At 69.0% G+C, this 24,073-nt stretch carries 20 protein-coding genes and 1 pseudogene; 10 read left to right on the forward strand and 11 right to left on the reverse strand.

The genetic code is table 11. The features are described from left to right. Positions 1-25: 25 nt before the first annotated feature. Positions 26-439, reverse strand: coding sequence for a QcrA and Rieske domain-containing protein (locus tag E3T28_RS09685; RefSeq protein WP_134430276.1), 414 nt, complete (start codon positions 437-439; stop codon positions 26-28). Positions 440-505: 66 nt separating this feature from the next. After that, positions 506-1,381 carry an acyl-CoA thioesterase gene (locus tag E3T28_RS09690; RefSeq protein WP_241979267.1) on the reverse strand — a complete coding sequence of 292 codons (876 nt, stop codon included), beginning with the start codon at positions 1,379-1,381 and terminating at the stop codon, positions 506-508. 78 nt (positions 1,382-1,459) lie between these two features. Between E3T28_RS09690 and E3T28_RS09695 the strand changes: the two genes are divergently transcribed. Then, a complete protein-coding gene (locus tag E3T28_RS09695) occupies positions 1,460-2,137 on the forward strand; it encodes a DUF8185 domain-containing protein (RefSeq protein WP_134430279.1) in 678 nt (225 codons plus the stop codon). 264 nt (positions 2,138-2,401) lie between these two features. Here E3T28_RS09695 and E3T28_RS09700 read toward each other — a convergent pair whose 3' ends face one another. Both E3T28_RS09700 and E3T28_RS09705 read right to left on the reverse strand, forming a co-directional pair. After that, positions 2,402-3,436 (reverse strand): nitronate monooxygenase, encoded by a 1,035-nt coding sequence (locus E3T28_RS09700; RefSeq protein ID WP_134430281.1) that lies wholly within the window; start codon positions 3,434-3,436, stop codon positions 2,402-2,404. 65 nt (positions 3,437-3,501) lie between these two features. After that, a complete protein-coding gene (locus tag E3T28_RS09705) occupies positions 3,502-5,064 on the reverse strand; it encodes a PucR family transcriptional regulator (RefSeq protein WP_134430284.1) in 1,563 nt (520 codons plus the stop codon). Between the two features lie 144 nt (positions 5,065-5,208). Here E3T28_RS09705 and gabT point away from each other — a divergent pair, with 144 nt between their 5' ends. The 3 genes from gabT (at position 5,209) to E3T28_RS09720 (ending at position 9,640) form a co-directional block, all read left to right on the forward strand. Continuing rightward, positions 5,209-6,570, forward strand: coding sequence for a 4-aminobutyrate--2-oxoglutarate transaminase (gene gabT, locus E3T28_RS09710; protein ID WP_134430287.1), 1,362 nt, complete (start codon positions 5,209-5,211; stop codon positions 6,568-6,570). Positions 6,571-6,745: 175 nt separating this feature from the next. Beyond that, a complete protein-coding gene (locus E3T28_RS09715) occupies positions 6,746-8,209 on the forward strand; it encodes an NAD-dependent succinate-semialdehyde dehydrogenase (RefSeq protein ID WP_198417186.1) in 1,464 nt (487 codons plus the stop codon). Between the two features lie 60 nt (positions 8,210-8,269). Beyond that, a complete protein-coding gene (locus E3T28_RS09720; protein ID WP_134430348.1) occupies positions 8,270-9,640 on the forward strand; it encodes a flavin monoamine oxidase family protein in 1,371 nt (456 codons plus the stop codon). A gap of 68 nt (positions 9,641-9,708) precedes the next feature. Here E3T28_RS09720 and E3T28_RS09725 read toward each other — a convergent pair whose 3' ends face one another. The 3 genes from E3T28_RS09725 to pepN form a co-directional block, all read right to left on the reverse strand. Further along, positions 9,709-10,161 (reverse strand): globin, encoded by a 453-nt coding sequence (locus E3T28_RS09725; RefSeq protein ID WP_134430292.1) that lies wholly within the window; start codon positions 10,159-10,161, stop codon positions 9,709-9,711. Then, a complete protein-coding gene (locus tag E3T28_RS09730) occupies positions 10,151-11,443 on the reverse strand; it encodes a mechanosensitive ion channel family protein (protein ID WP_134430295.1) in 1,293 nt (430 codons plus the stop codon). Before E3T28_RS09730 ends, E3T28_RS09725 begins: the two co-directional genes overlap by 11 nt. Positions 11,444-11,554: 111 nt before the next feature. Beyond that, a complete protein-coding gene (pepN, locus tag E3T28_RS09735) occupies positions 11,555-14,098 on the reverse strand; it encodes an aminopeptidase N (protein ID WP_134430351.1) in 2,544 nt (847 codons plus the stop codon). A gap of 154 nt (positions 14,099-14,252) precedes the next feature. Between pepN and E3T28_RS09740 the strand changes: the two genes are divergently transcribed. Then, entirely contained in the window at positions 14,253-15,050 is a 798-nt protein-coding gene (locus E3T28_RS09740) for a GNAT family N-acetyltransferase (RefSeq protein ID WP_134430297.1), read from the forward strand. Positions 15,051-15,207: 157 nt separating this feature from the next. Here the strand turns inward: E3T28_RS09740 and E3T28_RS09745 are convergent, their stop codons facing one another. The 4 genes and pseudogenes from E3T28_RS09745 to E3T28_RS09760 form a co-directional block, all read right to left on the reverse strand. Further along, the gene (locus tag E3T28_RS09745; protein ID WP_134430300.1) at positions 15,208-15,654 is read right to left on the reverse strand and encodes an SRPBCC family protein; all 447 of its coding nucleotides are present in this window, start codon (positions 15,652-15,654) and stop codon (positions 15,208-15,210) included. 40 nt (positions 15,655-15,694) lie between these two features. Next, positions 15,695-16,144 (reverse strand): annotated as a pseudogene (locus E3T28_RS09750) (dihydrofolate reductase family protein); the annotation flags it as partial. After that, a complete protein-coding gene (locus E3T28_RS09755; RefSeq protein WP_134430305.1) occupies positions 16,050-17,552 on the reverse strand; it encodes an SDR family oxidoreductase in 1,503 nt (500 codons plus the stop codon). The pseudogene E3T28_RS09750 and the gene E3T28_RS09755, both read right to left, overlap by 95 nt. A 136-nt stretch (positions 17,553-17,688) precedes the next feature. Continuing rightward, the gene (locus tag E3T28_RS09760) at positions 17,689-19,275 is read right to left on the reverse strand and encodes an MFS transporter (protein ID WP_241979269.1); all 1,587 of its coding nucleotides are present in this window, start codon (positions 19,273-19,275) and stop codon (positions 17,689-17,691) included. A 185-nt stretch (positions 19,276-19,460) separates the two neighbouring features. Here E3T28_RS09760 and E3T28_RS09765 point away from each other — a divergent pair, with 185 nt between their 5' ends. From E3T28_RS09765 to E3T28_RS09785, 5 genes are all read left to right on the forward strand, one after another. Beyond that, positions 19,461-20,102, forward strand: coding sequence for a mycothiol-dependent nitroreductase Rv2466c family protein (locus E3T28_RS09765; protein WP_134430311.1), 642 nt, complete (start codon positions 19,461-19,463; stop codon positions 20,100-20,102). A 14-nt stretch (positions 20,103-20,116) separates the two neighbouring features. Then, a complete protein-coding gene (locus E3T28_RS09770) occupies positions 20,117-20,605 on the forward strand; it encodes a ribose-5-phosphate isomerase (RefSeq protein ID WP_134430314.1) in 489 nt (162 codons plus the stop codon). Between the two features lie 2 nt (positions 20,606-20,607). Continuing rightward, positions 20,608-21,591 (forward strand): Fpg/Nei family DNA glycosylase, encoded by a 984-nt coding sequence (locus tag E3T28_RS09775; protein WP_134430317.1) that lies wholly within the window; start codon positions 20,608-20,610, stop codon positions 21,589-21,591. A 61-nt stretch (positions 21,592-21,652) separates the two neighbouring features. Next, positions 21,653-22,291: an FMN-binding negative transcriptional regulator gene (locus E3T28_RS09780; RefSeq protein ID WP_134430320.1), complete on the forward strand. Its 639-nt coding sequence runs from the start codon at positions 21,653-21,655 to the stop codon at positions 22,289-22,291. Beyond that, positions 22,288-23,829: an amidohydrolase gene (locus tag E3T28_RS09785; RefSeq protein WP_241979270.1), complete on the forward strand. Its 1,542-nt coding sequence runs from the start codon at positions 22,288-22,290 to the stop codon at positions 23,827-23,829. Before E3T28_RS09780 ends, E3T28_RS09785 begins: the two co-directional genes overlap by 4 nt. Positions 23,830-24,073 lie beyond the last annotated feature (244 nt).

The following is a 24,073-nucleotide window of genomic DNA, read 5'->3' on the forward strand; positions in this document are numbered from 1 at the left end:
AACAGACCGGGCAGAACGGTTCGGCTCAACCGGCCATGACCGCGTCGCCGGTGACGGTGACCTTCACCGTCGCCAGCGGCGTGGTCGCCGGCCCGGCAAGGGCTTCGCCGGTAGTCGGGTCGAACTTCGAGCCGTGGCAGGGGCAATCGAACTCGTTTTCCACGGGCTTGACCACGCATCCCTGGTGCGTGCAAATGGCGCTGAACGCCACCACGGTGCCGGCGGTGGGCTGGCTGATCAGGATCGGCTTGCCGTCGAGGGAAGCCTCGATCGATCCGCCCACGGGAATGTCCGCGAGCTTGGTGATCTCGACGGGCCCGTTGTCGCTGGTGCCGGAGTCATCCGCCCCACCCGTGCCGCACCCGACCAGTGCAACGGCGGTCCCTGCCGTTCCGAGCAGGAGGGCGGTGCGGCGGGAGATGTCGGTGTCATTCGTCATGGTTCTCCTCGGTCGGGGCATGCGGGGTCGGTCCGGGGGCGTGCGGATGAAGACCGTTCTGAGAATCTACTCCGCGTTCGTGGGCACGCGCAGCATGCCCTCCTGTGCGACGGTGGCCAGGAGCAGGCCCGCCCGGCTGTAGATGCTGCCGGTGGAGAGCCCACGCCCGCCTTGGGCGGTCGGGGAATCCTGCACGTAGAGCATCCACTCGTCGACCCGGCCGAAACGGTGGAACCACATGGCGTGGTCCAGACTCGCGACCTTGAGGCCCGGGGTGGCCCAGGCGACGCCGTGGCGGCGCATGACGGGCTCCATGATCGAGTAGTCGCTGGCGTAGGCCAGGGCGGCGCGATGCAGGTCCGGGTCGTCGGGCAGCGGGCCCATGGTCTTCATCCACACGGCCTGGCGGGAAGTGTGCTCGCCGTTCACCTTGAGGTAGATGGGCGACGGTAGGTGCCTCATGTCGAACGGGCGTTCGTTCGCCCAGTACCGGGCGATGGAGTGGTCGACCTGGGCGAGGGCATCCGCGGCGGTCGGCAGAGACTCGGGTTCGGGCATGTCGGCCGGCATCTCGATCTGGTGCTCGAGACCCTCATCCTCGTCCTGGAACGAGGCGATCATCGACAGGATCGGGTGCCCGTCCTGATAGGCCTGCGTGCGGCGGGTGGAGAACGAACGGCCGTCGTGGATGCGGTCGACGGAGAACGTGATCGGCTGGCCCACGTCGCCGGGACGCAGGAAGTAGCCGTGCATCGAATGCACATGACGATCGTCGGGCACCGTGCGCATCGCCGCCACCAGGGACTGGGCGAGCACCTGACCGCCGAAAACCCGGCCGAGCGGCATCCACTGCGACGGTCCGGTGAAGATGTCTTCGCTGGTGCGTGCGCCGGTGTCGGTGAGGTCCAGGGCGGCCAGAAGGCCCTCCATCGGCAAGTCCATGTGGCCTCCTCAGGCGCGTGGCGTTACGTGTCGGGGCGTCGCTGTGATGCCCGCCGTACCTTGGTAGTTTAGGAGCAGATGAGCAAGTCATTTTCTCTCCCAGACTCCCTGTCCCTTCGCGACCTCCAGGTGTACCTGTCCCGTGCCAGCCGGGTGGAAGACGGTTCCGTGCGCCTGATGCAGGCCGCAGGGGTGCTCGCCGTGTACACCGCGATCCTCTATCCCCGCGGTCTCCTCGACTCCAGCCCCACGGTTCTGGGCCTGCGCACCTTCGCGCTCACCGCGCCGGTCGAGCTCGACGCCGTCGTGCCCGTGCGCTCCCTGCTGGACCGCCTCGCCCGACTGACCGCGGCCGTGCGGGCGGAGGAGGTGCCGGTGGCCGTCACCGTGCCCCTTGAAGTGACCACCGTGACCTGGGCCGGCATCTCTCCGCCCAAGGGCGGCTGGACCCTGCTCGGTGAAACGGATGCCGCATTGCTCGACGGCGCCGCCCAGGCCGGCATCGAGGAGGTCGCCGCCGTCATCCCGGCCGGGACCGGCGGGCAGATCGTGCAGCGGGTGCGCTCCGAGGTCTGGAGCCGCCCCATCCCCGGCCTGGAGATCGTGCCGGCCGGCGCCGCCTTCGCGGCGGTCAGTCTCGGCTTCCTACCGAAAGACGAACCCGTGCGCCTGTTCGAGACGGGCCTGTGGACTCGGCTGAGCACGAGCCGCGGCCACATCCTCGTGCGTCGCAAGCCCTGGTCGCTGAGCCGCTGAGCCGCCGGTTTGCCGAGCCGCTGGCCCGATCGCCCGCCGGTTTGCCGAGCCGCTGGCCCGATCGCCCGCCGGTTTGCCGAGCCGCTGGCCCGATCGCCCGCCGGTTTGCCGAGGCGCTGGCCCGCTGGCCACCTGTGTCGCGTGGCAGTGTTCGCACTCTGCCTCGAACGAATTCGACGGAGATTTTGCCTTGATCGGCCTGAAACTGGCCGAAAACCGGCTTAGACACTAAAATCTCCGTCGAATTGGTTCAGCGTCAGACACTCATTCAGCTCGGCTGGTGTCCTGCCAGAGCCGGGCGAGCACGACCGACGCCGGTTCGTCCCGTGCAGCGCGGAACCCGGTTCCGGCCCAGAGGGCAAGCCCGTCGGGGTCTCCGCGTCGACCCGCATCCGCCCGGAGGCCGCTCGTGAGGTGGTGCACCTGGGGATACGCCCGGGGCGCGGTGGTGTCGTGCTCGGCGATGAACGCGTTGCGCAGCCCCCGCGCCGGACGCCCGGAGAACGCGCGCGTGACCACGGTGCGATCGAAGTTCGGGTTGACGAGAGCGTCCTTGTGCGCCTGGTGAGCGCCGGACTCCTCGGTGCGGAGGAACGCCGTGCCCAGTTGCACGGCATGCGCTCCGGCCGCTAGGAGCGCCGCGATCCCGGCGCCGGAGCGGATGCCCCCGGCCGCGATGAGCGGAAGCTTCGACAGTTCCAGAATGGCGGAGATCAGGTCCGGCAGAGGAGTGGTCCCCGGTTCCTCGGCCGTCGTGAAGGTCGCCCGGTGTCCGCCTGCCTCCGGACCCTGCACGCAGAGCACGTCGACTCCGCGTTCCGCCGCGAGCACCGCCTCCCGAACCGAGGTGACGGTGGCGATCACGCATGAGTCGACGGCGTGAAGCCCGTCCACCGCCTCGGCCGGCGGCAACCCGAAGGTGAACGACACCACGGGGACCTGTTGCTCGATGAGAAGGGCCACCTTGCCGGAGAACCCGTCATCGTCCGCGTCCCGGGTCGGGGGCAATCCCACACCGTGATCCCGTGCTGTCGCCTCCAGTTCCTGGCGGTAGGCCTCGACTCCGGTCCGATCGGTGAGCGGTGGCGCGGGGACGAACACGTTTACGCCGAATGGTCGTCGTGGACTCCGCTGCGCATCGGTGATCTGCCAGGCCAGCGCATCCGGGGTCTTGTACCCCGCGGCGAGGAAGCCGAGGCCGCCCTCCGCGCTGACGCTGCGCACGAGCTCTGGGGTGGATGCGCCACCGGCCATGGGCGCGGCGATGATCGGAACGCGAAGGTCTGTCAGGCTGAACATGGTCTCTCCCCAGTGTTTGGTGCGTGCTGCGCAGTGCGTATGGTGTGTCCGTGCTAGCAGTACGGCTAGCCCGCCGCCAGCAGCGCCGCCCAGAGGTCGGCGCGGGCGTGGAAGGCTCCCAGGTCGCGGCCGAGCAGCTGCTCGGCGTGGCTGATCCGGGCACGAACGGTGTGCCGGTGCACGCCGAGTTCCGTCGCGGCCGGGCCGAACTGGCCGTTGTGCTCGAGCCAGACCCGCAGGGTCGGGAGGAGGGCGGTGCCGTGCGAGGCATCGTGGTCCGAGAGCGGCTGGAGGGTGGCGCGGCCGACTTCCGAGGCATCAGTTCGGGCCAGGAAGGCGAGCACCCCCTGTCGCGAGATGACCTCGAAGTCGACGATTCCGACCGCACCCTCGTGGGCGCGCTCGAGCGCCTGCCGTGCCTGGACCACCGCATGCGGCAGGGCGCCGTAGTCGCTCCGGTCGGAGACGCCCACGTGCAGGCCGAAGCCCACCAGTTCGGTGAGCAGCGGCTCGACGGCGGGGTCGACGACCAGCAGCATCTGGCGGCCGTCGCGGGCGAAGAAAAGGTGTCCGGGGCGCTCCTCGACCCGCAGTTCGAGCAGTTCGGCGAGGGCGTCCAGGCGCTCGGGCGGCGGGGAGAGTACGGCGACCCGCACCGGCTCGGCCGGAAGGGTGCCCCAGAGCTCCCGGGAGATTCTCTGCACCAGCGGCAGCTCGCCGCCGAGCAGCGCCTGCAGCAGCCCGGACCTCAGGTGCCCGCGGGCGCGATCCTGGGCGCTGTTCTGCTCGAGCGCGAGCCCGGCGAGGGCGACGACGCTGGTCACCACCTGTTGGCTGGCCTGGTCGAGTTCGGTGGCACCGCCGAGGGCCAGCACCCCGCGCAGTCGGCCCTGCCGCCCCAGCGTCTGCAGGGTCAGCGTCTCGCCGCCCTCGTCGAGGGTGGTGCCGGCCCGTTGCCCGCGACGGAGCAGGCGGCCGGCCTCCGCCTGCACCTGCGGCAGGGCCGGGGAGGCGTCGGCGCCGGAGAATGCGTCGCGGGGGAAGACCCGGTCGAGCGCGCCGCCCCCGTCGAAGAGCGCCACCCAGTGGCCTAGCTGCCGGGACAGCTCGCTGAGGATGTTGCTCAGGCCGTCGGGTCGCAGGGCCGCGTGCGAGATGGCGCGTTGGGCACCCTGAGCCCAGGTGTTGCGGGCGTAGCGCAACTCGGCGACCAGGTCGCCAGCCGCGCGGGCCACCGCGATGAAAGGTGTGTCGTAGGGCACCTCGACCAGCGTGAGCCCTTCGGCCAGGCAAGCCGCGACGAGGGCCTCCGGTGTGCCGGCGCGCACGACCTCGGTACCGAAGCCGAGACAGGCGATTCCGCGGGCCGTGAGCCGGCGAACATAGTCGCGGTAGTAGGCATCCGTCGCCGGGTCGGCGAACTGGGTGCCGGTGGTGAGCAGCACCTGGCTGGCAGAGAGGAAGGGCGTCGGGTCGGCCAGGTCGGAGCTGTGCACCCACTCCACGGGCTGGTCGAGCGCGTGGGCGGGTAGCTCCTGCTCGGAAGTGAGCAGCCGCAGCTGGAGCCCGGGCTGGGCCAGCAGACGGCGCAGGGTGGGCAGAGGCGGCGGTGCCGTAGACGGAGCCATGCGACGAGTGTACACGGTGGCGAAAGGTCACCAGGGAGTTGTACACGGTGGCGGATGCCGTGGGTGGTCGCCCTGCGTAACCTTCTGGAATTGGCATTGCCGCCGGCCCCTCGCCGATGCGACAGCCAGAGAACTGGAGCAGCCATGACCCTCGTAGACGCCCTTTCCGTGATCCCGGTCGGTGGACCGTCCCTTCCCCAGGAACGACGCCTGGTCACCGCCATCCCCGGCCCGAAGTCCCAGGAGCTCAGCCGTCGTAAGAGCGAGGCCGTCTCCGCCGGCGTCGGCGTCACCCTGCCTGCCTACATCGTCGCGGCCGGCGGCGGCGTGCTCGTGGACGTCGACGGCAACTCGCTGATCGACCTCGGCAGCGGTATCGCCGTGACCGGCATCGGCAACAGCGCCCCCGAGGTCGTGGCCGCCGTGGCGGCGCAGCTCGCCCAGTTCACGCACACCTGCTTCACCGTCACGCCCTACGACTCCTACATCGAGGTGGCTGAGACGCTCAACCGGATCACTCCGGGCGACCACGCGAAGCGCAGCGCCCTGTTCAACTCCGGCGCCGAGGCCGTGGAGAACGCCGTCAAGATCGCCCGCCACTACACCGGCAAGCAGGCCGTCGTCGCGTTCGACCACGCCTATCACGGCCGCACCACCCTGACCATGGGTTTGACCGCGAAGAACCTCCCCTACAAGAACGGCTTCGGCCCGTTCGCCGCGGAGATCTACCGCGCACCGACGTCGTACCCCTACCGCGACGCCGGCCTCGACGGTGTCGGGGCCGCGAAGCGGGCCATCGCCCAGATCGAGAAGCAGATCGGTGCCGACAACCTGGCCGCGCTGATCATCGAGCCTATCCAGGGTGAGGGCGGCTTCATCGTGCCCGCGCCCGGCTTTCTGCCCACCCTGGTGGACTGGTGCCGCGCCAACCGGGTCGTATTCATTGCCGACGAGGTGCAGACCGGCTTCGCCCGGACCGGCGATTTGTTCGCCAGCAACCATGAGGGCATCGTGCCCGACATCATGGTGCTGGCCAAGGGCATCGCCGGCGGACTGCCGCTGTCCGCCGTCACCGGCCGCGCTGAGATCATGGACGCACCTCAGGTCGGCGGCATCGGCGGCACCTACGGCGGGAACCCGCTCGCCTGCGCCGCGGCCCTGGCCACCATGCACAGCTATGAGACCGAGAATCTGGCCCTGCGCGCCCGCGAAATCGGCGCCATCCTGACCGGCCGGCTGAACGCCATCCGAACCGTCGACAAGCGCGTGGGGGATGTGCGCGGCCGCGGCGCCATGATCGCCATCGAAATGGTCGACCCGGTGACCGGCGACCCGGATGCCGCCCTCACCGGCCGCGTCGTGGCGGCCGCCCACGCGCAGGGCGTCGTGCTGCTCACCTGCGGCACCTACGGCAACGTGATCCGCTTCCTGCCGCCGCTGAGCATCCCCGACGACCTCCTCGTCGAGGGTCTGCAGGTGCTGGGGAGCGTACTCGCCGCCGCCTGAAACCGGTCCCGGCGGTCTGCTGCCCGCGCTCGACGGGGGTACAGGGCGATCAGTCATACTGGGGGAACGCCGCGGCGAAGGGTGGCGGAAACGCACCTGCTGCACCGCTACCCCTGATCACACCCCATTCGCATCACCCGCATCGCATCACCCGCATCGCATCGGAAAGAGACTCATCGTGTCCACTCGTGAAACCGAACTGCTCGCCCGCGTCCCGGACGGCCTCTACATCAACGGCACCTGGCAGCAGGGCGGCGGCGCCGCCATCGAGGTCACCGATCCGGCGACCGGTGCCGTGCTCAAACGGATCGCGAACGCGGATGCCGCTGATGGCATCCGTGCCCTCGACGCGGCCGTCGAGGCGGCCGAGTCCTGGGCGGCGACCGCGCCGCGTGCGCGGGCGGAGATTCTGCGCCGGGCCTTCGACCTGCTGCAGGAGCGCCGTGACGACTTCGCCCTGCTGATGACCATGGAGATGGGCAAGCCTCTCGCCGAGGCCAATGGTGAGGTCACCTACGGCGGTGAGTTCCTGCGCTGGTTCAGCGAGGAGGCCGTGCGCGTCGGCGGCCGCTACGGGTTGAACCCGGAGGGCACCGGCACGATGGTCGTCTCCCAGCACCCGGTCGGCCCGTGCCTGCTGATCACCCCGTGGAACTTCCCGCTGGCCATGGCCACTCGCAAGATCGCCCCCGCGCTCGCCGCCGGTTGCACGGTCGTCGTGAAGCCCGCCGAACTGACCCCCCTGACCACCCTCTTCTTCGTGCAGCTGCTCGAAGACGCGGGGGTGCCGGCCGGCGTCGTCAACGTGATCACCACGTCGACGTCCTCCGCCGTGGCCGGGCCGATCATCGCCGACCCGCGTCTGCGCAAACTCAGCTTCACCGGTTCGACCCCGGTCGGCCGCAAGCTCATCCAGCAGGCCTCCGAGGGTGTGCTGCGCACCTCGATGGAGCTCGGCGGCAACGCTCCATTCGTCGTCTTCGAAGACGCCGACCTGGACAAGGCCGTCGAGGGTGCGATGCTCGCCAAGTTCCGCAACATCGGTCAGGCCTGCACCGCGGCGAACCGCTTCATCGTGCACGAGGCCGTCGCCGCCGAATTCGCTCGGCGCCTCACCGAGCGAGTCGGCGCGCTGAAGATCGGCCGTGGCACCGAGACCGGCGTCACCATCGGCCCGCTCGTGAGCGAGAGTGCCGTCGCCGGCACCGACGCCCTCGTGCAGGACGCACTGGCCCTGGGCGCCACCCTGCTCGCCGGCGGCAAGCGCCCCGAAGGCCCCGGCTCCTTCTACGAGCCGACCGTGCTGACCAATGTGGCCCCGGCCAGCGCCATCCTGACCGAGGAGATCTTCGGCCCGGTCGTCGGCATCGTCACCTTCGCCGACGAGGCCGAGGGTGTGCGCCTGGCCAATTCCACCGAGTACGGCCTGATCAGCTACGTCTTCACCCAGGACCTCGCCCGCGGGCAGCGGATGATCGCCAAGCTTGAAACCGGAATGATGGGCCTGAACACGGGCCTGGTCTCCAATGCAGCGGCACCGTTCGGCGGGGTCAAGCAGTCCGGTCTGGGCCGCGAGGGCGGGCTGGAGGGCATCCAGGAGTACCTGTCCACCAAGTACACCCTCATCCCGGTCTCCTGACCGGTCGCGTCACCCGCGTCACCTGCACAATCATTTCCCTCTCCCCACTTGAAGAACGCACTGGAGCACTCCGTGAGCATCATCGAACGTGACATCGTCATCATTGGCGCCGGCGCAACGGGCCTGACCGCCGCGACCGAGCTGCGGAAGGCCGGCCTGACCGTGGCCGTCCTCGAAGCGCGCGACAGGGTCGGCGGCCGGCTCCACACCGACGACATCGAGGGCGCCATGCTCGAGATCGGCGGCCAATGGGTCTCGCCCGACCAGGACGCGCTCAAGGAGACCATCGCCGAGCTGGGCCTCGAGACCTTCGCGCGGTACCGCGAGGGCGAAAGCGTCTACATCAACGCGTCGGGGGAGCGCACCCGGTTCGAGGGGGAGATCTTCCCCGTCTCGGCCGACACCGAGCGCGAGATGGTCGCCCTGATCGGCACCCTTGACGAACTCGTGGCCCAGATGGACCCCGACCGCCCGTGGGCGCACCCGCGCGCCGTCGAACTCGACCAGATCTCCTTCCGCCGCTGGCTGGAGCAGGAGACCGACGACCAGGAAGCCCGCGACAACATCAGCCTGTTCATCGCGGGTGCCATGCTGACCAAGCCGGCCCACGCCTTCTCCACCCTGCAAGCGCTGCTGATGGCGGCCAGCGCCGGCAGCTTCAGCAACCTCGTCGACGCCGACTTCATCCTCGACGAGCGGGTCGTGGGCGGCCTGCAGCGGGTGCCGATCCTGCTGGCCGAGAACCTCGGCGGCGACGTCTTCCTCGGCCAGGCCGCGCGCACCGTTCGTTGGCGCGACGCCGGGGTGACCGTGCTCACCGACGACCTCGAGGTGCGCGCGCGCCGCGTGATCGTGGCCGTGCCACCCGTGCTCTACACTCGGATCTCGTTCGACCCGCCGCTGCCGCGCCGCCAGCAGATGATGCACCAGCACCTGTCGATGGGCTTCGTGATCAAGGTGCACGCGGTCTACGAGACCCCGTTCTGGCGGGAGGACGGCCTCTCCGGCACGGCCTTCAGCCCCTACGAGCTCTCCCACGAGGCCTACGACAACACCAACTTCGGCGACCCGCGCGGTACCCTGGTCGGTTTCGTCTCCGATGAGGCCGCCGACGGCGTGTTTACCGTGTCGGCCGAGGAACGAAAGCAGCGCATCCTCACCTCGCTCTCGCACTACTTCGGTGAGAAGGCGCTGACGCCGGTCGTCTACTACGAGAGCGACTGGGGCACCGAGGAGTGGACCCGCGGCGCCTACGCGGCCAGCTTCGACCTGGGTGGACTCGCCCGTTTCGGCGCGGATCTGCGCACCCCGGTCGGCCCGATCTTCTTCTCCTGCAGCGACCTCGCCGGAAAGGGCTACCAGCACGTCGACGGTGCCATTCGAATGGGACGCCAGTCGGCCGCGGAGATCGTCGCCGAGCTCGACAGGTAGGGCCGGCGCGGCGGCATCCGTCCGGTCAGGGTGCGCCGGGAGCGAGCAACGGGACCGGTTCGGTGCCGCTAGTGGTCGAAGGTGTTGATCATGGCGTACGCCGCGCGCTCGAGGTAGTCCCAGAGCTGGTCGCGCTGCAGCGGGGGCAGGCCGGCCTTGTCGACGGCGACGCGCATGTGGTTCAGCCAGCGGTCGCGGGCGTCCGGGTTCACCGTGAACGGCTGGTGTCGCTGGCGCAACCGCGGGTGGCCGCGCTGATCGCTGTAGGTGGTCGGACCGCCCCAGAACTGCTCGAGGAACATGGTCAGGCGCTCGGCGGCGGGGCCCAGGTCGTCCTCGGGGTACATCGGCTTCAGCACCGGGTCGGTGGCGACGCCGCGGTAGAACTCGTTCACGAGTTTCTCGAAGAACGGCCTCCCGCCGACCTGCTCGTAAAAGGTGGCGCCGATGGCGGTGCCGTTCTCGCCGTCGCGCAGGTGAACCGCGCCGGGCGTGGCCGGCGTGGGGGTGTCATTCGTCATCGTGGGTCTCCGGATCTGGGGCCGTGTGCGTGGGCGCCTCGGTCTGGGGCGTCGGAGCCTTGGGCGCCTCGGTCTTGGGGGTCGGGGTCTTGGCTGACGGGGCTTTGGCTGCCGGGGCCGGGGGCGTCACCGGTGCCGGAGGCGCCACCGGGTCGCTGTCGGTGACCGCCGCCGTCACCGCTCGGGTCTGCGCGGCGTGGGGAAGGGCGATCCCGGCGTTCTTGGGGCGGCGGGGAGCGCGGGGAGCCTTGTTCTTGCGCACCGGGATGGGGGCGGTGAACGGGCCTGTGGTGAGGTCGGGCATGGCCGCGGCTGCCTCCGCGGCCGCGTCGGGCGTTCCCTCGGAGCCGGGCTCGGAGGCAGCGGTGACCGCGCCATCCGTGCCGGCCATGACGACGCTGTTGAGCGGGGTCAGGCCGATGCCGAGGCCGTCGAGGGCCTTCTTGAGGTGCAGGCGCAGGTCGCGGGCGAAGTCCCACTGGGCGGCCACCCGGGTCTTCACCACCAGGCGCACGACGAGGGCCTCGGCGGAGATCGACTCGAGCCCCCAGATCTCCGGCTTCTCCAGAATCACGGACCGCCACTTGCGGCTGGAGGCCAGTGCCTTCGCGACGCGCAGCAGCTCGTTCTGCACGGCCTCCACGTCGGAGGCGTAGGGGATGGCCAGGTCGATGATCACGCGCGCCCAGCCCTGAGACATGTTGCCCACGCGCAGGATCTCGCCGTTGCGCACGAACCACAGGGTGCCGTTGATGTCGCGCACCTGGGTCACCCGGATGCCGACGTTCTCGACGACACCGGAGGCGAAGCCGACATCGACGACATCGCCCACGCCGATCTGGTCCTCGACCACCATGAACAGCCCGTTCAGGATGTCCTTGACGATGTTCTGCGCGCCGAAACCGAGGCCGGCGCCGAGTGCGGCGGTGAGGAGGGCGAAGGACCCGAGGATGTCCGTGTTGATGATGTTGACGATCAGCAGGATCGTCACGATCAGCAGTGTCACGTTGAGGATGTTCGAGAGCACCGAACCGAGTGTGCGGGTGCGCTGCACCACGCGCACGGCGGCCAGCGGCGAGACGCTCAGCGCCTGCGTGTCCTCGACGTTCTGGTTCTTCTTCACCCCCGTGACGATCTGTTGCACGACACGGTCGATCACGAAGCGTAACACCCACCGGATCACCAGCGCTCCCACGATGATGACCACGAGATTGATGGCCTTGAGCCACAGGATGATGGAGAAGAAGTTGGTCAGTTCAAGCCAGATTGCGTCAAAGTCCATAACAAGGCGAGTCTACAGAGCCGCGTGCTGTTCAACTGCTGAGGGCCCTGCCGCAGTGGTGCGGCAGGGCCCTCGAGCGTTCGGGCAGGGACGGCGGATGCCGCGGCGCGACTACTCCGCGTCGCGCTCCTGGGCGGCGAGGGCGCGTTCGACCCCGGCCAGGTTCTCGATCACCAGGCGGCGCAGCGCGAGCGGCTCCGGGTTGGCGTCGAGCCAGGTGCGCGTCTTGCTGACGAGTGCCTGGTTCGCGAGCGGCGCCGGGTAGAGGCCGAGAACCAGCTTCTCCGCGATCGAGAAGCTGCGGGCGGCCCAGACCGGCTGCAGCATGGCGAAGTACTGGTCGACGAACGGTTCCAGCAGCGCGGTGTCGGTGGCGCGCAGGAAGCCGGCGGCCGTGACCCGCACGATGGTGTTCGGCGCGGTGTCCACGTCGATCAGGGACGACCAGGCGGCCTGCTTGCCCTCCAGGGTAGGAACGGCGGCGCGGGCCTGTGCGGCCGACTGGGCGCCGGTCGCGGTGTTGTCCGCGGCCAGGGCGGCGTCGATCTCGGCCGCGCCGGCCTTGCCGCCGGCCACGAGGGCGATGAGCAGCTCCCACGCCAGGTCCGTGTCGATCTCGAGGCCGTCGAGCGGCGCCGAGCCGTCCAGGAGCGCGGCGACGGATGCCAGCTGGCTCTCGGTGGACGCGATGGCGGCGAAGAACTTCACGAACTGGAACTGCTCGTCGGTGCCGGCCTCGGCGTGGCGGGCGAGGGACCAGAGCGCGTCCCCGACCTCCTTGATCGTCGCCGTGCGGAATTCCTCCGCGACGTAGTACGTGGCGGCCAGCACGACCTGGCCGAGCACGGTGCGCAGCGTGGTGGACTCGGTCTCCGTCGCGACGTTGCCGAGCACGAGCGTGATGAAGTCGCGCGCCGCGGTCTCGGCGTCGCGGGTGGCGTCCCAGACGGCGCCCCAGATGATGGCGCGGGCGAGGGGGCTCTCGATCGCGGAGAGGTTCTCCAGGGCCACCTCCTGCGACGCCGGGTCGAGGCGGATCTTGGCGTAGGCCAGGTCGTCGTCGTTGAGCAGAACGAGGTCGGGGCGCTTCCTACCGAGCAGCGACGGGACATCCGTCTGCTCGCCGTCGACGTCGATCTCAACCCGGTGCGTGCGCACCAGGGTGCCGTCAGCCAGGTCGTAGAAGCCGATGGCGAGGCGGTGCGGGCGGATAGTGGGGTAGTCGGCGGCGGCGCTCTGCAGCACCGTGAATCCGGTGATGGTGCCGGACTCGTCGACGGCGATCTCGGGGCGCAGGGTGTTCACGCCCGCGGTCTCGAGCCACAGTTTCGTCCACTCAGCGAGGTCGCGGCCGCTGGATGCCTCGAGCTCCACCATCAGGTCGTTCAGTTCGGTGTTGCCCCACTGATGCTTCTGGAAGTACGCGGCGACGCCGGTGAAGAATTCGTCGCGGCCGACCCAGGCCACGAGCTGCTTGAGAACGGAGCCGCCCTTGGCGTAGGTGATGCCGTCGAAGTTGACCTGCACGTCTTCGAGGTCGGTGATCGTGGAGGTGATCGGGTGGGTGGAGGGCAGCTGGTCCTGCTTGTAGGCCCAGCTCTTCTCCATCACGGCGAAGGTGGTCCAGGCTTCGGTCCATTCGGTGGCCTCGGCGGTGGCCATGGTCGACGCCCACTCGGCGAACGACTCATTCAGCCACAAGTCGTTCCACCACTTCATGGTGACCAGGTCGCCGAACCACATGTGCGCCAGTTCGTGCAGCACCGTGACGACGCGGCGTTCCTTGATGGCGTCGGTGACCTTGGAACGGAACACGTAGGTTTCCGTGAAGGTGACCGCGCCGGCGTTCTCCATGGCGCCCGCGTTGAACTCCGGCACGAACATCTGGTCGTACTTGTCGAACGGGTACGGGTAGTTGAACTTGCCTTCGAAGTACTCGAAGCCCTGGCGGGTCTTCTCGAACAGGTAGTCGGCGTCGAGGTACTCGAACAGGCTCTTCCGGCAGAAGAGGCCGAGCGGGATGACGCGGCCGTCGCTGGAGGTCAACTCGCTGCGCACGACGGCGTAGGGGCCGGCGACGAGGGCCGTGATGTAGCTGGAGATGGTGTGGGTGGGGGCGAACGCCCAGGTCTTGCTCTCGTTGCCGGCATCCGTCGGTTCGGGCGTGACGGAGTTGGAGATGACCTCCCAGGCGGCGGGGGCGGTGACGGTGAAGACGAACGTGGCCTTGAGGTCGGGCTGCTCGAACACGGCGAAGACGCGACGGGAGTCGGGCACCTCGAACTGGCTGTAGAGGTAGACCTCGTTGTCGACCGGGTCGACGAAGCGGTGCAGGCCCTCGCCGGTGTTGGTGTACTCGGCGTCGGCGACGATGGTGAGCGTGTTCTCGGCGGCGAGGCCGTCGAGCTGAATCCGGATGCCGTCACTGACGACCGACGGGTCGAGCGCGGCTCCGTTGAGTGTCACCGAGTGCACCGTGCGGGTGATCGCGTCGATGAAGGTCGACGCCCCAGGCGTCGCGGTGAAGTGCACCGTGGTCTCGCTGCCGAACGTTTCCGGTCCGGCCGTGAGGTCGAGGGTGACGTCGTAGCTCTGAACGGTGATGAGCGCGGCGCGCTCCTGGGCTTCGATCCTGGTGAGGTTCTCTCCGGGCAACGGTTTCTCCATCTCGGTTTCGCGGTGTGCGCGCATGCTGACGCTGGTGACGCCGCGCACGAATAACCAGCCTAGCCAAGGAATATGGTGTCCGCATGAGAGCGAGCGTCTGCACACGGGTCGGCGCTGAGGCCTCGGCCTAGAGTGAGGCTCTATGACAAACCGTGATGTGCTCCTCGCCGCCTATGACGCCCAACTGCGGTGCGCCGTGCCGGGCGTCCTCCCTGCCGGCATCCGCTACGACGTGCAGGGTTCGGTGCTGCGCATCTCGGGGCGGCACCGGGGCTTCGTCGAGACAACCCGCGATGTGGGGGTGGCCGGTGCGGCCCTCGACGCGCTGATCGCGGAGCACCGTGACTTCTTCGCGGCCCGCAGCGAGGGCGTCGAGTGGAAGACCCGCGGCCACGACCTGCCCGCCGACCTGACGGAACGCCTGAACGCGGCCGGGTTCGCGCCCGAGGAACGGGAGACGGTCGTCGTCGCCGAGACCGGACGCCTGAACGCCGAGCCGGTGCTGCCGGTGGGCGTCACGATCCGGCAGGTCGGAACACGCGCCGATTTCGAGCGCATCGCCGCGTTGCAGACCGAGGTCTGGGACGAGGACCACGCCTGGCTGGCCACCGAGCTCGAGACGAGTGTTTGCGATACCCCGGACGACGTGCTCGTCTTCGTCGCCGAGGCCGGCGGACAGATTGTCTCGTCGTGCCGGCTCGAGCTCACCCCGGGAACGGACTTCGCTGGCCTCTGGGGTGGGTCGACCCTGTCGGAGTGGCGCGGTCGCGGCATCTACCGGGCGCTGGTGGCCCATCGCGCGCGGCTGGCGCAGGACCGCGGCGTGCGGTACCTGCAGGTGGACGCCTCCGCCGCCAGTGAGCCGATCCTGCTCCGGCTGGGCTTCCAGGCCATCACGACGACGACTCCATATGTCTGGACTCCCGCGGCGCTCAACTGACTGGCGCTTCGGGCCGCGAGATCCCGCTGCCGGCGCGCGGCGGCATCCGTTCAGTCGCCCGAACCAATTCGACGGAGATTTTGCCGAAATCGGGCCAAAGTCGCCCGTTCAGATGCGGATAGCCGAAAATCTCCGTCGAATTCGTCAGCCGCCGGACTCAGCGTGCCTCGGCCAGTTCCTTGAGCTTGCCGAGAGCGGCCGGCCAGAGCTCGTCGAACATCGACGCGTGCTCCTCCGGGGTGTCGACCTCCACCTCGACCGTGGTGACGCCGCCGGACTCGGCGAAGGAGTAGCTCTCCTGGGCGCCGAAGAACTGCGCCTCGTCACCGGTGCGCTCGACACCGTGCATGATCTCGCCCGTGTATTCGACGGTGACGAGCTCGTCCGGTCGGTTCTCGATGACCGTGCCGATCATGCCGCTGATCGATCCGTCCTCCTCCGGCCCGAGGAAGCGGATCTCGCGACCGAGGTCCCAGCTTCCCTCGTACTGGGAACCCTCGTTGAACGCGCTCGTCCATTCTCGGTAGGTCTCGTCGTCGAGCATCGTCGTCCAGACGGTGTGAACGGGGGCGTCGATCTGAACGGTGAAGTGCAGTTTTTCCATGCGGCGGAGTGTATCCCCGCGTCACGGAGTCGTCGAGTGGTCAGGGCTGCTCCCACCCCGCCTCGGCGCCACTCTCAGGCAGCGCCAGGTCGGCGGCCACGAACGCCGTCGGACGCAGCGTCAGCCCGAGCGCTCCGGCATCGGTGGTTTCGCAGTTGAGCACCGTGAACGCCGACGGCACCGAGCCCGTCTCGAAGAGCCGCTTGGCCTGGCCGACGACGACGGGAAAGTACACCAGCCGATATTCGTCGACGAGGCCGACGTCGTGCAGGGTGCGTGCCAGCCGACATTTGCCGTGTACCGGCAGCTCGCGCCACGGCTGGGCCTTCAGTCGCACCACGGATGCGAGGATGTCGGTGGCCAGCACGGTCGAGTTGTTCCAGGTCGGGTGGGCCTTACCAGGTGCCGGGCTTGTAGTCCTTGAGGAAGACTCCGCAGAGATCCTCGCCGGCCTCGCCGCGCACGATGGGGTCGTAGACCCGCGCCGCGCCGTCGACCAGGTCGAGCGGGGCGTGGAAGCCCTCCTCGGCGAGACGGATCTTGGTGGGGTGCGGCCGCTCGTCGGTGATCCAACCCGTGTCGACGCTGGTCATCAGGATGCCGTCGGACAGCATCTCCTTCGCGCTCGTGCGGGTAAGCATGTTCAGCGCGGCCTTCGCCATGTTCGTGTGCGGGTGGCCGGGACCCTTGTAGCCGCGGCCGAACACGCCCTCCATCGCGGACACGTTCACGATGTAGGTGCGGCGGGCGCCGGATGCCGCGAGCGAGGAACGCAGTCGGCTGACCAGCAGGAACGGGGCCGTGGTGTTGCAGAGCTGCACCTCCAGCATCTCCAACGGGTCGACGTCCTCCACGTTCGCGGTCCAGCTGTTCTCGTCGTGCAGGTCGGGCACGAGCCCCCCGGCGTCGATTGCGGTGCCGGCGGCGAGGCGCTCCAGCGAGGAGGAACCCGGCGCGAGCGCGAGGGCGGTGAGGTCGTCGGCGGTGAGCGCGGTGGTCGCGCCGGCCGCCGCGGCCAGGATCGGGTGGCTGGTGACGGATGCCGCGAGCGCACTCGGGTGCGCGTCGCTGGTGTGCCCGAACGTGACGATCTCCGGGATGGTGCCCTCCGGCAGCGGTGACAGCTCGGCTTCGACCAGCATCGAGTACGAGCCGGGGGATCGGCGCACGGTCTGGGCGGCGTTGTTGATCAGGATGTCCAACGGCCCGGCCGCGGCCACGGAGTCGGCCAGGCCGATCACCTGGGCCGGGTCACGCAGGTCGATCCCGACGATGCGCAGGCGGTGCAGCCAGTCGGCCGAGTCGGGCATGGCGCCGAAGCGGCGTACCGCGTCGCGCGGGAACCGGGTGGTGATGGTGGTGTGGGCGCCGTCCCGCAGCAGGCGGAGGGCGATGTACATGCCGATCTTGGCGCGGCCGCCCGTGAGCAGGGCGCGCTTGCCGGTCAGGTCCGTGCGGGCATCCCGCTTCTCGTGGCTCATCGCCGCGCAGGCCGGGCAGAGCTGGTGATAGAAGGCGTCGACGAGGGTGTACTTCTGCTTGCAGATGTAGCAGGCCCGTGGCACGAGGAGTTCGCCGGCCGACGCCCGGTCGGTGCCCAGGCGCAGCTGGGCGCCGATGGTCTCGTCGTCGATGCGGGTGGGGGCGCCGGTCGCGGTCGCCGCGATCACCTCACGGTCGGCATCCGCGATCGCCTGCCGCTTCTCGCCGCGGCGCACCATCTTGACGGACTTGAACATCTTGGCGGTGGCCTGCCGCACGGTGACGAAGTCGGGGTCTTCGGGGTCGATCTCGCTGAGCGAGGCAAGCACGCGCAGGGCGATGGCCATTTCGGCAGGGTCGATGCCCGGCGAGGAAACGGCCCCCGGAACGGGCACGGTCGGAGGCGTCGTGATCATCGGACAATTCTACGATCGGTCGACAGGCAAGTGTCGACAGGCAAGTGTTGCCCGAACGGACGACTGTTGCCGGCATGGCGGCAACAGTCGTCCGTTCGGGCAACACATGGTGGAGCGGGTGGTGGAGCGGGTGTGGCTAGGCCTTCACCGGCTCCGGCTCGGCTTCGGGCTTCGTCAGCAGCACGGACAGGTCCATCGACGAGGTCGGCGGCTCATACGTCTCGTCGAACGGCATCTCGTCTGTGTCCAGGGCGGGGTTGGCGTCCTGGGTGGCGACCAGCTCGCGGGCCTCGAAGACCGAGTCCACGCTGGGCATCGACCCGATCAGTGGACGCCCGGCGGACTCACGTAAGAAGAAGATCGCGATTCCACCGATGACGGATGTCCCCATCAGGTAGTACGCCGGCATCATGTCGTTCTCGGTCGTGGCGATCAGCGCCGCGATGATGAACGGCGTCGTGCCACCGAAGATGGCCACCGAGAAGTTGTACGCGATGCCCATGGCGCCGTAACGGCTTTCGGTCGGGAACAGCGCGGGCAGGGCCGAGGCGAGGTTCGCGACGTAGAACGTGACGGGCAGGGCGATCATGGCCAGGCCGAGCAGCGTCGACCAGATCTCTCCGACGCCGATCAGCAGGAAGGCGGGGATGGAGAGCAGCACGGCGCTGACCGAGCCCATCCACAGCACCGGGCGGCGGCCGATCTTGTCCGACAGGCGGCCGGCCAGGGGGATACACAGCGCCATGATGACGAGGATCGGGATGGTCAACAGCGTGCCGTTCAATTCGTCATAGCCCTTGGTGGCAGTCAGGTACGTGGGCATGTACGAGGTGAGCGCGTAACCGAGGGTGTTGGCCGCGGCGACGAGGATCATGGCGACGATGATGCCGCGCCAGTGGTTCTTGAAAATGCTGACCGGGCCGTTGGACGCGGCGGACTCGTCGGAGAACGACGGGTCGCTCGCTGCCAGTTCCTTCGCGTCCAGGGTGGCCTGGAAGGTGGGGGATTCCTCGATCTTCAGGCGGAACCAGATGGCGATCAGGCCGAGCGGTCCGGCGATCAGGAACGGGATGCGCCAACCCCAGTCCTCCATCGTCGGCTGCCCGAGGGTGACCTGCAGGATCGAGACGAGCGCGGCGCCGATCGCGAAACCGAGGTAGCTGCCCATGTCGAGAAGGCTGGCGAAGAAGCCGCGGTGCTTGTCGGGCGAATGTTCGCTGACAAAGGTGGTCGCACCGGCGTACTCACCGCCGGTGGAGAAGCCCTGCACGAGCTTGGTGAAGACCAGCAACGCGGCGGCGAGCATGCCCACCTGGGCGTAACCGGGCAGCAAGCCCACGGCGAAAGTGGATGCCGCCATCAGCATCAGGGTCATCGACAGCACCTTCTGGCGACCGATCTTGTCTCCGAGCCAACCGAAGAACACGCCACCCAGCGGGCGGGCGATGAACGTCGCGGCGAAGGTGCCGAGCAGGAACAGGGTCTGCACCGTCGGGTCGGACTCGGGCAGGAACACCGGGCCCATGGTGGTGATCAGGTAGCCGAACACGCCGACGTCGTACCATTCCATGGTGTTTCCCACAATGGTTCCGCCGAGTGCCTTCTTCAGTCTGGACTGGTCGACCACGTTCACGTGGGACACCTTTAATCGTCGCTGCAGGAGCGGCTTCTTGGTTTTCACCGCGGTGCCGTCGGCACCGGAAAGTGAGCTGGTTCTAGGCATTGGAGCTTCTCTCGTGGAGATCATGTTGCTGCGAAAAGTAGGGGCCCGCTTCCGGGCATAACGAATAATTTTAGTCGGAAATGGTCACTAATCAGACATTTTGCCGGGGATATCCGCTCTGGACAGGGGTTTACGTCGGGTCTTCGTCGACGCTTTCCCAGCCGGGGGACACCTAGGCTGAGCCCATGGCTGACACGGTGAAGTTCTGGTTCGACCCCTCCTGCCCCTGGGCCTGGATGACCTCCCGCTGGGTGGACGAGGTGTCATCCCTGCGCGGTTTCGACGTCGAGTGGAAGGTGATGAGCCTCGCCGTCCTGAACGAGGACCAAGACGTGTCCGAGGAGTACCGCGCATTCTTTCCGCGGGCCCTCAGGTACACCCGCCTGACTCAGGCCGCGCAGGAGCTGCACGGCCAGAAAACGGTCAAGGCGCTCTACGACGCCCTGGGCGCCCGCATCCACCTCGGTGGCAGCACGGACCCCGACGAGGTCATTCCCGCCGCGCTCGCCGAGGTGGGCCTGCCGGCATCCTTTGCAGACTGGGCGGACAGTGACCACTACGACGATCGGATGCGCGCCAGCCACTTCGACGGCATGGAGCGGGTGGGCCAGGATGTCGGCACGCCCGTCATCGCCGTGAACGATGTCGCCTTCTTCGGCCCGGTCATCTCACCCGCACCCACCGGGGACGACGCGCTCAAGCTCTGGGACGGCGTGGTGGCCGTGGCGGGGTTCGACGGCTTCTTCGAACTGAAGCGCTCGCGCACCCGCGAGCCGATCTTCGCGCCCGCTGCGAGCACCGCGGCTACGAGCGCCCCGGCCGAGTAAATAGAATCGGATGCATGCGCATCCACATCGCCACTGACCACGCCGGACTCGACTTCTCTCACCAGCTGGTCACGCACCTCACCCTGGCCGGCCACGAGGTCGTGGACCACGGACCGGAGGTCTACGACGCCCTCGATGATTACCCCGCTTTCTGCATCCGGGCGGCCGAGGCCGTCGTCGCCGACCTGGCCCTCGGCGTCGACGCGCTCGGCGTCGTGTTCGGCGGTTCGGGCAATGGCGAGCAGATGGCGGCGAACAAGGTGAAGGGCGTGCGCGCCGCGCTGGTCTGGAGCCTCAGCACCGCCACGCTTGCGCGCGAGCACAACGACGCCAACGTCATCTCGATCGGTGCCAGGCAGCACACCATCGAGGACGCGATCGCCTTCATCGACGCCTTCATCGCCGAGCCGTTCCCGGGCGAGGAGCGCCACTGCCGCCGCATCCTGCAGCTGGCGGAGTACGAGACTCATCGCACCATCAACGGCACGCGCCTCACCGACTGACTGTGCCTGAGGGTCATTCCGTCCACCGCATTGCGCGCCAGTTCGCCCGCAACTTCGTGGGCAAACGCATCCGGCTGTCATCGCCGCAGGGCCGATTCGTGGACGGCGCGGCGATGCTCGACGGCCACACCATGACGGATGCCCGTGCCGTCGGCAAGCAGATGTTCCTGGAGTTCGACAACGGCCTCTGGCTGCGCGTGCACCTGGGGCTCTACGGGGCCTGGGACTTCGCCGGGGACATCCACGCCAGCGGCACGGACGCCGCCCTCAGAGGCCGCCGGCGCCGGAGCGTCCGGCCGGGTGCTGCCGACGTCACGCTCGACCTGGCAGGGGAGGACTCGCTGCAGAGCATCGGCGCGCCCCGCCTGACCCGGCTGCGGATGGCGGAAGACGAGAAGGTCAGCGTCGAACCCGATGGGTTCCCGCCCGAACCCGTGGGCCAGGTGCGCGTGCGCCTGCTGGCCGATGACGTCGTGGCGGACCTGCGCGGGCCGACGGCCTGCGTGGTGCTCGACCCCCGGGAGGTGCAGGTGGCCATGGACCGCCTCGGCCCCGACCCGCTGCTCGACGATAGCCGCGCCGCCGAGGACCGCTTCGTCACGGTGGTTCGGAAGAAGCCCACCCCGATCGGACGCCTGCTGATGGACCAGTTGGTGGTCAGCGGCATCGGCAACGTCTACCGGGCCGAGCTTCTGTTCCGCGCGGGGCTGAATCCACACGCGCCGGGCAAGTCGCTCAGCGACGAGCAGGCCCGGGCGCTCTGGCAGGACTGGGCGTACCTGCTGAAGATCGGCGTGGAGACCGGGCAGATGATGACCAGGGATGGCCTCAGCGACGCGGCCTACGGGCGCGCCCTGCGCAGACGGGCCGACCGGCACTGGGTTTACAAGCGCGAGGGACTGCCCTGCCGGGTCTGCGGCACCCACATCGCCCTCGAGGAGATGGCCGCCCGCAAGCTGTACTGGTGCCCGGAGTGCCAGTCCTGAGCCGATGTGACCCGATCCGATCCGACTTGACCTGAGCCCCCCAGCAGAGAACGGGAAACCGATGAGACACAACCGCACTTTCGCCCTCGACGACCCGGCCGAGATCCGCCGTCTCATCCGGGACAACCCGTGGGCCACGATGATCAGTCACACCGAGTCGGGGCTGGTGGCCTCGCACTACCCCGTGCTCCTCGACGACGAGGCCGACGAGGCCGACGGTGTGGTGCTGGTCAGCCACGTCGGACGACCCGACGAGGTCCTGCACGAGCTCGGCCGGCACGAACTGATGGTGATCATCCAGGGTCCCCACGGTTACATCTCGCCCGGCTGGTATGACGCCGCGCCCGCCGTGCCCACCTGGAACTTCGTCACTGCGCACCTGCACGGCACGCCCAAGCTGCTCAGCGACGAGGAGAACCTGCGGGTGCTGGACCGCCTGGTCGACCACTTCGAGGAACGGATGCCTGAACCACGCCGCCTGTTCGGCACCGAGGCGAACGCCGCCTACGCCTCCCGCATCGTGGCCGGCACGGTCGGCTTCCGGCTCACGGTGAGCCGCTTCACCGCCAAGAGCAAGCTCAGCCAGAACAAGCCGGCCGAAACCGTGGCGCGCATCCTGGGCGAACTCGACGGCGACGGCCCCTACGCGAGCCCGGGTCTCGCCGCCGAAATGCGCCGGGTTCACGGGGCCGACCGGTGAGCGTGCCCGTCCCCGGGCCCGTGCCCGTGCCCGTTCCAGCGTCCCCTCCCGCACCCGTCACCGCGGCCGCACCTCCGCTCGTGCTGCGCAACGGCCGGCTCCCGGGCAGCGACGAGATCGTCGACACGCTGATCGTCGATGGCCGAGTGCGCCGCCTGGGGTATCTTGGCCAGGTCGCTGCGGGCATCCGATCGGTCGATCTGGCCGAGCGCTGGCTGATTCCGGGCCTCTGGGACAACCATGTGCATTTCAGCCAGTGGGCGCAGACGAACCAGCGGTTGGACCTGTCCGGCGCCGGCAGTGCCGCCGCCGCGGCCGACCTGGTGGCCGGGCGGGCGCCCGTTATCTCGATGGGGGAGACCCTGGTCGGGTTCGGTTTTCGCGACGGTCTGTGGCCGGATGCCCCGGGCCGGGCCCTCCTGGACGCCGCCACCGGCCCCGTTCCGGTCGTGCTGATCAGCGGCGACCTGCACTCCTGCTGGCTGAACTCGGCCGCCCTCGCCCGCCACGGTCACCCGGAGCACCCCACCGGGCTGCTCCGCGAGGAGGACTGCTTCGCCGTCGTGCGGGCGCTCGCCGAGGTGCCCGACGCGGTGATGGACGGCTGGGCCGACAGCGCGGCCCGGGCCGCGGCATCCCGCGGGGTCGTGGGCATCGTCGACATGGAGATGGACTGGAACCTGGACACCTGGCGGCGGCGCATCCGGGGCGGCACCGACTCGCTGCGGGTGGAGTTCGGTGTGTACACGCAGCACCTGGAACGCGCCATCGAGCTGGGGTTGCAGAGCGGCGCCGGCGTCGACGGCACCGGCGGGCTGCTCTCGGTGGGGGCGTACAAGGTGATCACCGACGGCTCGCTGAACACCCGCACCGCCTATTGCGTCGACGAATACCCCGGCCTGGAGGGGCAGCCCGGTTCGCACGGGGTGCTCACCGTTCCGCCGGAGGAACTGCTCACGTACCTCGGACGGGCCGTGGCCGCCGGCCTCCGCCCCGCCGTGCACGCCATCGGCGACCGGGCCAATGCGCTGGCCCTGGACGCCTTCGAGCGGCTCGGCTGCGCCGGGAGCATCGAGCACGCTCAACTGCTCGACCGGGAGGACGTCGCCCGCTTCGCCCGGCTCGGCGTGGTGGCGAGCGTACAGCCCGAACACGCCCTCGACGACCGGGACGTCGCCGACCGCTACTGGGCAGGACGCACCGACCGGGCCTTCGTGCTGAAGAGCCTGCTGAACGCGGGGGTCACGATCGCCCTCGGCTCCGACGCCCCGGTCGCACCGCTGGACCCGTGGGTGAGCATCGCCGCCGCGGTCGGACGCACCCGCGGCAGCCGCGAACCGTGGCACCCCGAGCAGGCCATCTCCCGGCAGGCCGCGCTCGCCGCGTCCGCGCGCGGCCGACACCGGGTCCTGGTGGGCGACGTGGCCGACCTCGCGGTGTGCGAACTCGACCCGTTCGGCGCCTCCGTGCCCGACCTGCGACGGATGTCCGTGGCCGCCACCCTGCTCGCCGGCCGCTTCACCCACACCACCCTCTAACCCGGGCCGCGCCCTGCGCCCGTCGGTGGTCGATCTCGTCGAGACCCGGTGAGCCGTCCTCCGGACCGTTGCGCGCCGACATCCGTCGTCGCCTCTGTACGCGGAGATTTTCGCGACACGCCGCTTCTCCTGGCTTGGGGTGACCCAGTGTTTCCGGACAGTCCTCCTGAATTCAGGATTGGATAGACAAATGGAACACGAGAAACACAAGCACTTCAGCCCGGAGTTTCGGGCTGCCGCGGTG

Source organism: Cryobacterium sinapicolor, from assembly GCF_004403465.1.
Lineage (GTDB): Bacteria > Actinomycetota > Actinomycetes > Actinomycetales > Microbacteriaceae > Cryobacterium > Cryobacterium sinapicolor.